The organism is Brevibacillus sp. (assembly GCF_003521185.1).
Taxonomy (GTDB): Bacteria; Bacillota; Bacilli; order Brevibacillales; family Brevibacillaceae; genus Brevibacillus; species Brevibacillus parabrevis.
Window position 1 is genome coordinate 56,587 of the sequence record NZ_DOTK01000025.1, and the last position, 12,340, is coordinate 68,926.

A 12,340-nucleotide genomic window follows, 5' to 3' on the forward strand; every position below is an offset into this window, starting at 1 on the left:
GACGGCGGATGCCGCACTATGCGATGATGGTCAATCTGGAACGTAAACGTTGCGTCGTAGTCGGTGGCGGACAGGTCGCAGAACGGAAAATCGCCAGTCTGCTTGCCGCTGGCGCGGATGTCTGCGTCGTCAGTCCCACCTGTACAGAAGCGATTCACGCCTGGGGGCAAGCGGGCAGGCTGACGCTTTGGCAGCGACCGTTTGCTTCCGCTGATGTTTCTTCTGCTGTGCTCGTTGTCGCTGCGACCAGCGATTCTGCGGTCAATCTGGCTGTCTACGAAGCGTGTCAGCAAGCCGGGTGCCCGTGGATCAATGTAGTGGATCGTCCCGACCTGTGCTCGTTTACGGTTCCGTCCGTAGTCGAGCGCGGCGACCTGACTGTGGCCATCTCGACAGGGGGCAACAATCCGGGCTTGGCGAAAAAACTGCGCCGCCAGCTGGAAGCGTGGATCGGGCCTGAGTACGAAGACTACACGCGCTTTTTGGGAACGATGCGCAAACGGGTGCTCGCGCTGGACGAACTGGACGCTGCAGGCAAACGAGCCGTTTTGGCCGAGCTTTTGGATGACCGTTTCCTGGAATGGACCCGCAGCGGGGAGATCGAGCGAAGGGATCGGGAGGCAGAGGCGGTTGTAGCTGAATGGCTGGGCTGTGATCGATCATAGGCAAAAAAGGAACAACCTAAGTCTGATCGGGATGTCGACTTAGGTTGTTTCTTTTTGTGCGCGATCCGCGATGAGAAGCAGGCAGCTTAGCTCGTCCGAAAAAGGCAAGGAGGGATGCAGTGTTGCTTTCAGACGTCCCAGCCCTCGTTCTTTGGCGTCCTGTAGCTGCCTGGCTATGTAGCTTTTGATCCAGTCTTCACCCGGCGCGTCATAAATTTGGCTGAAATTGCTGGAATACATGTCTGAAATGTTCTCGTCCCGGTAGTGATGAACGTGGGGCACGGTCGTGCGTTTCGAGAAGGAGCAGTCAAAGCTCTCTTGCAACGCAAAAATTTGCTGAAGCATTCCATTATTCTCCTTTTCCTGATATGGTGATAGTTGGTACGTATACCCTCTAGCGTAAGTCATTTTTTTCAGGGAGGAAACCTCTTTGTGGGATGCTGTTCAAATCGGCCCGTTTTTATTGAAAATGAGCACCTTGGCCGTCATCGTCTCCATTGCGACGGGCTTTCTTGCAATCACGTTTCTTGTCAAAAAAGACAGGGCGACAAGAGGGGCGCTCACGGAGCTGCTAAGCAACGCCGTTCTCCTCGGCTTTTTGGTTTGGAAGTTCAGCTATGCGCTGTTTCATCTGGACCAAGTCGTGCAAAATCCTTCGTCGCTTTTGTATTTTTCCGGCGGCGAGCGTGGAGCCTGGCTGGCGGCGCTTGCTGTGCTGGTATATTTTTCGCTGCGTCTGCGCAAAAAATCGGTTCCGGTCGACCTCGTGGCCTGGGCGGTGGCTACTGGTTCGCTGGCCGCGACAGGCATGTATCAGCTATTGACGGTGCTGCTTGAACAAAGCGGCTTTTTGTACCATGTTCAGCAGATCGTTTTATGCCTGTTGTTCCTTGTCTGGCTCCAACGCGCGCGAAAACAGCTGAACGAGCTGGCTGTCTGGCTTATGCTGCTGATGTGGTTTGCGATTGGACAAGTGTACGTGCAGTTTTACGTTCAACCGCGCGAAGCCGCCTTCGCGGGACTTTCCTCCGAGCAGCTTGTCTACTACGGGTGCGCGCTGTTGCTGCTCTTTTTGTCCAGACGCATGACCAAACGGAAAGGTGAGAACGCAGATGAAGTTTAATCAAATAGCGGCGTTTGTCGTGTTGATCGGCTTGCTGGCGTGGGGAATTGTCGATGCCTCGATCCTGTCGCCAAAAGGGAAAAATGCCGCGACGAGCGGGCCGGGGGCGACTAGCACAGCGCAGGTCGGCACGGAAAAAGGAAACGCGGCTCCCGATTTTGAACTGCAACGGCTGGACGGCAAGAAAGTAAAGCTGTCCGATTTTCGCGGGAAAAAAGTGATCGTCAATTTGTGGGCTACCTGGTGTCCGCCTTGTCGGGCAGAAATTCCCGACATGCAGCAATACTATGAAGCAAACAAAGACAACGATGTCGTCATTTTGGGCGTAAACTTGACGACGACGGAAACAAAACCGGAAGATGTCGGCGTGTTCGTAAAAGCGTACGGCATGACGTTCCCTGTCCTGCTGGATGAAGACAAGCAAGTCACCAACGAGTACAAGGCGATCTCGATTCCGACCAGCTACATTATTGATTCGAATGGCATCGTCCAGCACAAGTACATCGGGCCGATGAGCTACGAATGGATGGAGGAGACGCTGGCAGCGATTCAGTGAGGAAGCATGGGGGCGGAAAGCGGCGAGCACGATGATGGACGGAACGGACGAAAAAGGCAGCCTGTACACGCAGCGGCTGCCTTGAATCACCTATCAATACACTATGAATCGGACTGGTTTGCAGGAGGCTGCTTGACACTGCCGCGCTCCAGTGGAAGGACGGCATTCAGCAGCTGGTAGATGCGCTTTGATTCTTTCGTCAGCAAAGGGCCTAAAATGGCGAGAATCAGCACGTACAAAGCTGCGAACGGCTGGAGAATATCCATGAGTGCGCCCGCTTTTCCCAGATTAGCCATGATGATGGAAAACTCACCGCGTGAAACGATTGTCAGTCCAATGTTGGTGGAAGCTTTGGGCGGCAGCCCGGCGCTGCGTCCTGCCAAAAGTCCGGCAGTGACGTTTCCGATGAGGGTGATGACGACCGCAGCGATGGACAACCAGACGGCTCCCCCCAATGACAGAGGATCAATCGTTAAACCGAAGCTGAAGAAAAACATGGCGCCGAAAAAGTCGCGAAATGGCAGTATCAGATGTTCGATGCGTTTCATATGTTGTGTTTCTGCTAATACGAGCCCCACGAGCAGCGCGCCGATGGCTTCAGCTACATGGATTGTCTCGGAAAAACCCGCAATCAAAAACAGGGCGGCAAACACCGTAATCATGAACACTTCGTTTGATTTGATGTTTAGCGCGCGATTCAAAAAAGGGACGAGCCTGCGGCCTACGACGATGAGCAGGAGCATGTAGCCGAGAGCAATCAGAGCGGAGGAAACCACGCCTCCGAGAGAAGTTGCTCCGCTGAGGACAAGCCCCGATACGATCGAGATATACACCGCCAAAAAGATGTCCTCGAACATGATGATCCCAAGAATCATCTCGGTTTCGCGATTGGCTGTCCGTTTGAGATCGACCAGGACTTTGGCGACGATGGCGCTGGACGAAATCGTAGTGATTCCGGCGATGATCAGCACTTCTTTCAGCGGAAAGCCGCAGACCCAGCCAAACAGCACGCCGAGAGTAAAGTTAATGGCGATGTAGATCGTCCCGCCGATCGCGATAGAGCGTCCGGCCTTGATCAGACGCCCTACCGAAAACTCAAGGCCGAGGTAAAACAGCAGGAAAAGCACCCCGACTCTGCCCATAAATTCGATGAGCGGCGCACTGTCGATAAAGCGCAGATCGAACAGGCCGATATCGGGGGCGTGCGGACCGACGACCATCCCGACCAAAATGTAAAAGGGAACGATGGAGAACTTCAACTTGATGGAGAGGAAGCCGGCGATGGCAATCAGAGCGAGCGCCAGGCCGACTTCAAACACGATGTGCTCCAAGGTCAATCACCCCCGTTGCTGAGAATAGTCTTGAGCGCTTTCACCTGCTTTCGTTCACCTGCTACTACGAGGGTGGAGCTTGCACGAAGCACATACTCCGGTCCCGGATTGATCGTTTGTGTGTGGTCTTTTTCAATGACAGCGATGATCGTGGCACCAGTCTCCTGACGCACGTCCAGCTCGCCGATCGTCTTGCCGACGGCGCGTGAGCCAGCGTCGATTTTGTACCATTCGATCATAAGCTTGTCCAAAGCGACCTCAACTGTTTCCAGAGCGGTCGGCGTGTACGTCAGGCCGCCGACAATCGCTGCAATTTGCCGCGCCTCGTCGTCATCCAGCGTAACCATCGAGATGTTCTCATCCGGATCTTCGCGGTCAAAATGGTACATTTCCCGGCGGCCGTCATCGTGAATGACGATGACCAGCTTGTCGCCGCCTTTTGTTTCTACCTGATATTTTCTGCCGATTCCCGGCAAATCCGTCTCGCGAATCGAGAACATGCAACAACCTCCTTCTACGTCTGCCCATATGTATATAGGTAATCACTCTTATGCACGAAAGAGCGCCCTGCATGTCGCGCAAGATCATTTGGAATTATAACCATTCCGGTGTTACTTTAGTAATAATTCCGGATCATCCTTGGAAGCATTGTCGACATACGTACCCATTATCCATTATTATACACGAAGCGGCTTTCCCTTTTTGGCATAACCGAAACAAATTCGCATAGATTTGACACATTTTTTAAGGGTGATGAAGCGTGGCTAACAAGCAATATCGTTTGACAGAAGCAGAGTGGAACTTTATTTCGGACATGCGCTCCATGGAGATGGATGAGCTGCTGGACATTGTCATCGCTCTGCGCAATGAAGTGCGAGAGCTGGAAAAGAAAGCGGAAATCATCCGCGAACGGGAAAAAGAAGGCTGGGAAGCCGAATACCAGGCTGCCAAGAAGCGAATCAATCACCTTCGCCAGTTTGAGCAAGACTTGCGCAAGACGTGGCCGCATGATTAACCAGGCAGCCCGGCATGGCTGGCGCTTGCCAAAAGCATCCATAAGGAAACAGCAGAACCTGCGCTCAGCGGGTTCTTTTTTTTGTCCGATGGAATAAACTTGGAGGTGCGAAACAGGATGTCTCCGGAATTTGGCAAGGAAAAAATGCGATGTTGACATACTCTCGACACGATCAATAGGTAAAGTAAGTTATGTACATAGCGACATGATAGGAAAAAGACAACCGGGAGAAGGAGGACTTTTCATGTTCAAAAAACAGTATCTAGCAGTTTTCTCAGCGGTGGTTCTTGCGACGAGCTTGCTGCCGACTGGCTCTCAGGCAGCGACTGGAACAAAAAACTTGCAGGCAAAGTACAACAATATCAAGGTCTTGTATAATGGTGCTACTGTTCCGACTACGATCGAACCATTTATCGTAAACGGAACCACTTACATCCCGCTTCGCATGATGGCAGGCGTGTTCAACAAGGAAGTCGAGTGGAATGGCACGTCCTACACCATCACGGTAAAAGATCAGGCAGATGCGCAGCATGCAGCCGAGTTGTCCGCGCGTGACGCCCAGATTCGCACCTTGCAAAGCAAGATCGACACGCTGAACCAACAAATCTCTGATCTGGAAGACGATTTGGACGATGCGAAAAACAAAGACGATGACGACGATGTAGATGACCGTATGGACGATCTGGAGGATGCCCTGAATGACGACTACGGAGATTTCCGTGGCGTTGAATGGGATATCACCCTGAGCGGCGACGAGGATGACATCGACGTAGAAATCGCGCTTGACTTCGATGAGTACGAGGATGAACTGGATCAATCGGACTTCGAAGACCTCGTGGAAAATGTCATCGAAGACATTTGGGATGAGTTTGAAGACGCTGACGTAACAGGCGAAATCGTAGACTCCAGCAACAACGACAAAACGGAATACGACTTTGATGGCGATGCCAGCGATGAAGAAATCAGCTTCGAAGACGATGTTATCAACTAATCTTTTCTAAAGAAAAGCCTTGCTTCCGGAAAAATGGGGCAAGGCTTTTTTCCTATTTTCCAAAAACCGCAAATCCAAATATAAAAAGAAAGAGGTAAACTGATAGTATTAGGAGTACGTATTGGAAAGAGAGGAACCATGCGAGCAATCGCGAATGGGAGAAAAGGGAGCCTATGAAAAGCATTTTGTTGGTAGAAGATGAACTGGTAATCTCGCGCGTTTTGAAGGCGTACCTGCAAAAGGAAGGCCATCAGGTCTGGCAAGCTGACGATGGAATCGCCGCGATTCGGCTGTTTGACGAGAAAAAGCCGGATCTCGTTCTTTTGGATGTCATGCTTCCGGAGCGAAGCGGCTGGGAGATTTTACAGTATATTCGCGAAAAGAGCGCCTGTCCCGTGATCATTTTGACTGCGCTGGGGCAGACCGATCAAAAGCTGAAAGGGCTGAACCAGGGAGCCGATGACTATATAACGAAACCGTTTGTCGCTGAGGAAGTAGTGGCGCGGGTCAACGCTGTGCTGCGGCGGTCGGCGATTTTGGTAAAAGATCAGGAGACGCGCTTTTTCGGCAGTCTGAGAATCAACTTCCAGTCTCACCACGTAACCTTGCATGGACTGGAGCTGGTGTTTCATCCTCGCGATCTGTCGCTGCTGCTGTTTTTGGCCCAAAATCCGAATCAGACGTTCACGCGGGAACAATTAATAGATCAAGTGTGGGGAATCGACTTTGCAGGCAGCGATCGCGCTGTGGACCTCGCTATCAAGCGAGTGAGAAAAACATTGGAGAACTGGCCTGCCCAAGAAGGCGAGATCAAGACGCTCCGAGGGGTGGGGTATCAGTTCTGTGTTTACTAAAAAAAACGAGCCTGTCTCACTGCTGCGCTACTGGACGACGCGCTACCTGCTGACGTTGGTAGTAGGACTGCTCATCGTCGGAGCGGTTTCCGCCTACTGGATCAAATACGCCGCCGTGGAGAAGCAGATTGAAGTGACCAAGCTGTTCGCCGAAGAAGTAGCGGATCGGGTCGTAGACGACGATGGCAACATTTTGGTAGGCGGCAAGCTTCATCAGACGCTGGACAATCGGCGAAAATTTATGGGGGTGGATCGCAACCTCGTTTTGTTCATCAAAGACAAGCAGGGCGAAGTGATCTACAGCCGACCGGGGATGGGCATGCTCCCTCCCGAAATTCAGAAGGTGCTTCCCGGTTTGCTCCAGCAAGCAGACGAGGCAGACAAAATTCGGCAGCCGACAGGAGATACGCTGTACGTCATCAGGAAAAATTTGGAATATAATGACAGCGTAATCGGGAAGGTCATTTTGCTGTTTCCGGAAACAGACATCAAGATCGGCAGGGAGCAGCTACAGTATTTGGTCATCATGCTCGGCAGTCTCGGCGTGCTCGGTTGGGCCGTCATCTACTTCCATTCCAGAAGGTTGTCTGAGCCGATTCAAAATGTCGTGCTGTCTGCGCGCAAAATCGTGGAGGGCAACTACGATGTGACGATTACGAAGCCGATCAAGGAGCGGGAAATTCACGAGCTGGTGTATACTTTCAAGGAGATGGCGGATCGGCTTCGTCAACTGGAAAGCATGCGCACGGAGCTGTTGGCAGGTGTGACCCACGAGTTGAAGACTCCCGTCACTTCGATTAGCGGATTGGTGCAGGCGGTTAACGACGAGGTTGTTTCGGGAGCCGAGCAGAAAGAATTTCTGGAGATTTGCCTGCGTGAAACAAAGCGTCTGCAAAAAATGGTCGAAGACTTGCTCGATTTCAACTCGTTTGCGGTCGGAGCCATTACAGTCCAGCAAGAAGAGCAAAACATCAGCAAGCTGGTCAAAGAAATCGCTTCGCAATGGCGAATCGTCCAGGAGCTGGAAGGAATCGTGTTTGAGATCGTCGTCCCGGAAAAGCAACTGCTGCTGTTTGTTGACTCTGGCCGCGTTCAGCAAATCTTGACGAATTTGTTGAACAACGCAAGACAGGCAGTAGGCAAAGCAGGCGCGCGCGGGAACATCCAATTGGTGATGTACGAGACAGAGCACGCGGTGTGCATCGATGTAAAAGACAATGGCAACGGGATTCCCGTTGAGGAGCAGCCGCTCGTTTTCGAGCGCTTTTTTCGGGGCAGCAACAAAAAAGACAAAGTGCGCGGATTGGGATTGGGGCTGTCCTACTCCCGTCTGATGGCAAAAGCGCTCGGCGGGGAGCTGGTGCTTGCATCCAGCAGTGAGCAAGGCTCCGTTTTTACCCTTGCATTGCCATTGCCCAAGCGAGCGGAGGCAGGCGCAAGCGAGCACGAGACTGGGGGTGGCAAGCGGTTATGATCGATTACGAAGCCATTTTGGGGGCGCTTTTTGATATCGTGCACGTCACCGACGAAAAGGGACGGACACTGTATTGCTCCGGGCGCTACGAGGAATTTTTCGGGATTGACCCGCAGGAAATGATCGGGAAGCCTATCGAGGAATTTTATCATTTGGGCTATTTTTCTCCGACCATCACGATGCGGGTCATTCGCGACAGAAAAAAGGTGCATACGATTCAGACGACGCGCAACAACCGCAGATTGCTGGTCGAAGGCACTCCGCTGTGGGATGCGAACGGGGAGTTTTGCGGCGTCGTCAACACGTCGCTTGATATTACCGATCAGGAGCAGCTACAGCAGGTGCAGAACGAGAGGAAGTACGTCGGCGGCATTTTGCAAAGCGAGATGACCAAGGAGAACAGCAGGAAAAAAAGCAAAACGAACCTGATCTACCGCAGCCAGTCGATGGAGCAGGTGACCACGATGGCAGAAAAGCTGGCGCAGGTCGAGTCGTCGATGATTTTGCTTGGCGAGTCAGGCGTTGGGAAGGGCGTCCTGGCGAAATACATACACGAGTGCAGTCCGCGCTCAGGGAAGCCTTTTATCCACATCAACTGTGGTGCGATCCCCGAGACTTTGCTGGAGTCCGAGCTGTTCGGGTACGAAAAAGGCGCGTTTACCGGAGCGGACAAGGACGGCAAAGCAGGCTTGATCGAAAAGGCGAACGGCGGCACGCTGTTTTTGGATGAAATCGGCGAAATGCCGCTATCTTTGCAAGTCAAACTGCTCAATGTGTTGCAGGAAAAAACGATTACGCCTGTCGGCAGTGCGGTCCCGCGAAAAGTCGACGTCAAGCTGATTACCGCCACCAATCAAAATTTGCGGCAGATGGTCAAAGAGGGCAGATTTCGCGAGGATTTGTACTACCGGATTCACGTCGTGCCGCTGGAGATTCCGCCATTGCGGGAACGCCGCGAAGAAATTCCGGTGCTCGTCCATTACTTTCTCCATGTTTTTTCGGAAAAATATTGTTTGGACAGACGGCTGGCCGATGTGTGCTACCGGATTCTTGCGGAGTACGAATGGCCTGGCAATGTGCGTGAATTGGAAAATGTAGTGGAGCGGCTTGTCGTGACTTCACCGGACGTCCTCATCACGCCGAGTCAAATTCCGCGCTATATCCACGGCCACGAGGGCAGCCCTTCAGGGGGAATCAAAGTGGAGCGGGTGATGCAGATGCAGGAGGCGATGGAGGAAGTGGAGCGGCAATTGCTTGAGCGCGCCTACGAGCAGCATAAGACGACGACAAAAGTAGCGGAAGTGCTTGGCATCAGCCAGCCGTCAGCGAGCCGGAAGCTGCGAAAATGGCTATTCACGCGTGAATAAACGCTATTCAGCTGCGAATAGCACGCGAGCCGATGATTTCCGCTTTTAGCGACTCCGATATGCAACGGTGAATAGAGGAGGAGCGAATCGCGAGCAGCCAACGTATTGGCATTGTTTTTGCAATATTACGAAAGTCATCAACAGCATAGTGGCAGCGTACGCGGGGCGTGCCAAGTTGCATGCAACAGGAAGCTGTGAACGGGATCAATCATCGTAAAAGGGAGACGGGTCGGATGAACAAAGGAAAAGCGTTGCGTGCAGGAGATACGATCGGACTGGTTGCCACTTCAAGTCCGGCTACGGAAGAAATGTTGAACAAAGCGATTGCCGGGCTTGTGGAGCTTGGCTTCAAGGTAAAAGTCGGGGAAACGTGCTATGAGACGTACGGCGGGTATTTGGCCGGGACGCCGCTGCAGCGGGCTGGCGAGCTGAACGCGATGTTTGCCGATGATGAAGTGGACGGAATCATGTGCATGCGTGGCGGATACGGGGCGCCGCAAATTTTGCCGATGCTCGATTACGACCTGATTGCGCAAAATCCGAAGCTGTTTGTCGGCTACAGCGACATTACAGCGCTGCACACCGCTTTTGGGCAGCAGGCCGGGCTTGCGACTTTGCACGGCCCGATGGCGACTTCCGATATTGCACACGGGCTGGATGACTGGTCCAAACAGTATTTGCTGCGGGCGATGACGCGACCGGAGCCGCTCGGACCGATCATCAATCCGCCGGGAGAGGACGTTGTCTGTCTCGTAGAAGGGCAAGCGTACGGGCCGATTGTCGGCGGCAATCTCGCTTTGATCGCCACTTTGATGGGCACGCCTTATCAGCTGGATACGCGAGGAAAAATCTTGTTTTTGGAAGATATCGACGAGGAGCCGTACCGCATCGACCGCATGCTGACACAGATGGCGCTCGGCGGGCTGTTCAACGATTGCGCGGGCGTGGTCATCGGTACGTGGACCAACTGCGAGCCGAAAAAACGCGAAGGCTTTTCCGTGTGGGACGTCTTCCAAAACATTGTCGTGCCGTACGGGAAGCCGACCATCTGGAACGTGCAAATCGGGCACGGCGCTTTCAACATGGCTCTGCCTTTGGGCGTGGAGGCTACGCTTGACGCAACGCACGGGGTGTTGGCGATTGAGGAGAGTGTGACGGTATGAGTACAGGGCTAAACGAAGCGTTGCTGCAACGTGCACAAGAGCTGCTTCCGTGGCTGACGGAGGTTCGCCGCGATTTTCACCGATATCCCGAGTTCGGGATGGAGGAGTTCCGTACCCAGGAAAAAATCAGCGCCTACTTGAACGAACTGGGCATTCCGCATGAAAAAGTGGCGGGCACAGGTATCGTCGGAATAATCGAAGGGGCGCATCCGGGTGGTGTTGTCGGGCTTCGCGGCGATATGGATGCCTTGCCGATCTGCGAGGAAAACGCGGTGGAGTACCGCTCCCAGATCGCGGGCCGGATGCATGCCTGCGGTCACGATGCCCACATGACATGCTTGCTTGGCGCAGCGCGGCTGCTCGTAGCGCAGAAGCATCAACTGGCAGGCAGCGTGAAGCTGTTTTTCCAGCCAGCAGAAGAGACGGTAGGCGGGGCGTTGCCGATGATTCGCGAAGGCGTGCTGGACAACCCGCGTGTGGACGCCGTCTTTGGCTTGCACGTATCCCCGGAGCTTGCCGTCGGCAGCATCGCGGTCAAATACGGACAAATGAACGCCGCGTCTGACGATGTACACATCGTCGTCAGGGGAGAAAACGGGCACGGCGCCTATCCGCACAACGGAAGAGACGCGATTGTGATCGCCGCCCACGTCATCACCGCTCTGCAAACGATTGTCAGCCGAAACGTCGATCCGCGCGACTCGGCGGTGCTGTCGCTCGGCATGATTTCCGGCGGGACGGCGAGCAACGTGATCGCTTCGGAAGTGAAACTGACCGGAACGATTCGGACGCTGGACAAAAAAGTCAGGACGATGGTGAAGGAGCGCGTGCGCGAGGTGGCAGAGCTTGCGGCGCGAAGCCTCGGCGGGGCGGCTGAGGTCGTGTTTGAGGAAGGCTACACTTCCTTGATCAACGACAGCGCCATGGTTGACCTCGTAAAGCAGTGCGGCGAGCAACTGCTGGGAACCGACAAGGTTAAGGTGAATGAGCTGCCCAGTCTGGGCGTAGAGGACTTTGCCTTTTTTGCCGAGCATGTTCCCAGTGCTTTTTACCACCTGGGCGTGCGCAATGAGCAGGCGGGCCTCGTTTATCCCGTTCACCACCCGCGCTTCGACCTCGATGAGCGCAGCCTGATGATCGGCGCAGCCATGCAAGCCTGTAACGCCATGACCTTTTTGCAAAAACAGGCGGCGCAACGCCAAGCAAAATAGCGAGGAAGCTGAATCCGTGGGACGGGTATAGGATATCGCGAGCGGCGGCACAATACAGACGCATATCTTTTTTAGGAAAGTGAAGAGAGGAGCGTCTTTCATGAGCATGACAATGAGTCGGCCCGTCACCGATGTGTTGAATAAGCAGGTTGCCAACTGGTCTGTGTTGTATGTGAAGCTGCACCATTTCCACTGGTATGTAAAAGGCCCGCATTTCTTCACGCTCCATGCCAAATTCGAGGAGCTGTACAACGAAGCCGCGACGTATGTGGACGACCTGGCTGAACGACTTCTCGCTGTCGGCGGCAAGCCTGTCTCGACCATGAAGTCCTGTATCGAGCAAGCTTCCATCAAGGAAGCGGCTGGCGGCGAGTCGGCCGATCAGATGGTGCAAGCAGTCGTGAGCGATTTCACGACATTGATCGGGGAGCTTGAAGAGGGCATCACGGCGGCGGAAGCGGCAAACGACGAAGCGACAGGCGACATGTTTTTGGGAATGAGTGAAAGCTTGCAAAAGCATGTCTGGATGCTGCAGGCGTACTTGGGAAAATAAACGAAAGCAGAAGCAAGCTGATGCCTTTGGTGTCAGC

General features: G+C 53.6%; 14 protein-coding genes. 11 read left to right on the forward strand and 3 right to left on the reverse strand.

Features of this window, described 5'->3' with window-relative positions; translation table 11 throughout:
* Positions 1-8 precede the first annotated feature (8 nt).
* Positions 9-665, forward strand: coding sequence for a precorrin-2 dehydrogenase/sirohydrochlorin ferrochelatase family protein (locus DEP07_RS05450; RefSeq protein WP_217021873.1), 657 nt, complete (start codon positions 9-11; stop codon positions 663-665).
* Between the two features lie 39 nt (positions 666-704).
* On the opposite strand, the gene DEP07_RS05455 is transcribed toward DEP07_RS05450, so the two are convergent.
* Positions 705-1,010: a hypothetical protein gene (locus DEP07_RS05455; protein WP_242772411.1), complete on the reverse strand. Its 306-nt coding sequence runs from the start codon at positions 1,008-1,010 to the stop codon at positions 705-707.
* 85 nt (positions 1,011-1,095) lie between these two features.
* Here DEP07_RS05455 and DEP07_RS05460 point away from each other — a divergent pair, with 85 nt between their 5' ends.
* Together DEP07_RS05460 and DEP07_RS05465 are read left to right on the forward strand one after the other, a co-directional pair.
* Positions 1,096-1,788 carry a hypothetical protein gene (locus tag DEP07_RS05460; protein WP_173598461.1) on the forward strand — a complete coding sequence of 231 codons (693 nt, stop codon included), beginning with the start codon at positions 1,096-1,098 and terminating at the stop codon, positions 1,786-1,788.
* Positions 1,778-2,344: a peroxiredoxin family protein gene (locus DEP07_RS05465; protein WP_122962819.1), complete on the forward strand. Its 567-nt coding sequence runs from the start codon at positions 1,778-1,780 to the stop codon at positions 2,342-2,344. The genes DEP07_RS05460 and DEP07_RS05465 overlap by 11 nt, the downstream gene beginning before the upstream one ends.
* A gap of 101 nt (positions 2,345-2,445) precedes the next feature.
* On the opposite strand, the gene DEP07_RS05470 is transcribed toward DEP07_RS05465, so the two are convergent.
* Both DEP07_RS05470 and DEP07_RS05475 read right to left on the reverse strand, forming a co-directional pair.
* Complete coding sequence (locus tag DEP07_RS05470; protein WP_173598459.1) at positions 2,446-3,675, reverse strand: cation:proton antiporter; 1,230 nt, start codon at positions 3,673-3,675, stop codon at positions 2,446-2,448.
* Positions 3,676-3,677: 2 nt separating this feature from the next.
* Positions 3,678-4,175 (reverse strand): cation:proton antiporter regulatory subunit, encoded by a 498-nt coding sequence (locus DEP07_RS05475; protein ID WP_173596053.1) that lies wholly within the window; start codon positions 4,173-4,175, stop codon positions 3,678-3,680.
* A gap of 260 nt (positions 4,176-4,435) precedes the next feature.
* Here DEP07_RS05475 and DEP07_RS05480 point away from each other — a divergent pair, with 260 nt between their 5' ends.
* The 8 genes from DEP07_RS05480 to DEP07_RS05515 all read left to right on the forward strand — a co-directional run bounded on the left by DEP07_RS05480 (position 4,436) and on the right by DEP07_RS05515 (position 12,303).
* On the forward strand, positions 4,436-4,690 hold the full coding sequence (locus tag DEP07_RS05480) for a hypothetical protein (protein WP_063228359.1): 255 nt from the start codon (positions 4,436-4,438) through the stop codon (positions 4,688-4,690).
* A gap of 244 nt (positions 4,691-4,934) precedes the next feature.
* Entirely contained in the window at positions 4,935-5,681 is a 747-nt protein-coding gene (locus DEP07_RS05485; protein ID WP_122962822.1) for a stalk domain-containing protein, read from the forward strand.
* A 173-nt stretch (positions 5,682-5,854) separates the two neighbouring features.
* Positions 5,855-6,535 carry a response regulator transcription factor gene (locus DEP07_RS05490; protein WP_122962823.1) on the forward strand — a complete coding sequence of 227 codons (681 nt, stop codon included), beginning with the start codon at positions 5,855-5,857 and terminating at the stop codon, positions 6,533-6,535.
* Positions 6,525-8,009, forward strand: coding sequence for a HAMP domain-containing sensor histidine kinase (locus DEP07_RS05495; RefSeq protein WP_287102236.1), 1,485 nt, complete (start codon positions 6,525-6,527; stop codon positions 8,007-8,009). The genes DEP07_RS05490 and DEP07_RS05495 overlap by 11 nt, the downstream gene beginning before the upstream one ends.
* Complete coding sequence (locus DEP07_RS05500; RefSeq protein WP_173596054.1) at positions 8,006-9,376, forward strand: sigma-54 interaction domain-containing protein; 1,371 nt, start codon at positions 8,006-8,008, stop codon at positions 9,374-9,376. Before DEP07_RS05495 ends, DEP07_RS05500 begins: the two co-directional genes overlap by 4 nt.
* Before the next feature lie 233 nt (positions 9,377-9,609).
* Positions 9,610-10,539, forward strand: coding sequence for a S66 peptidase family protein (locus DEP07_RS05505; protein WP_173596055.1), 930 nt, complete (start codon positions 9,610-9,612; stop codon positions 10,537-10,539).
* Complete coding sequence (locus DEP07_RS05510; RefSeq protein ID WP_242772407.1) at positions 10,536-11,750, forward strand: M20 metallopeptidase family protein; 1,215 nt, start codon at positions 10,536-10,538, stop codon at positions 11,748-11,750. Before DEP07_RS05505 ends, DEP07_RS05510 begins: the two co-directional genes overlap by 4 nt.
* Before the next feature lie 100 nt (positions 11,751-11,850).
* Positions 11,851-12,303: a Dps family protein gene (locus tag DEP07_RS05515; RefSeq protein ID WP_122962828.1), complete on the forward strand. Its 453-nt coding sequence runs from the start codon at positions 11,851-11,853 to the stop codon at positions 12,301-12,303.
* The last annotated feature ends 37 nt before the right edge of the window (positions 12,304-12,340 follow it).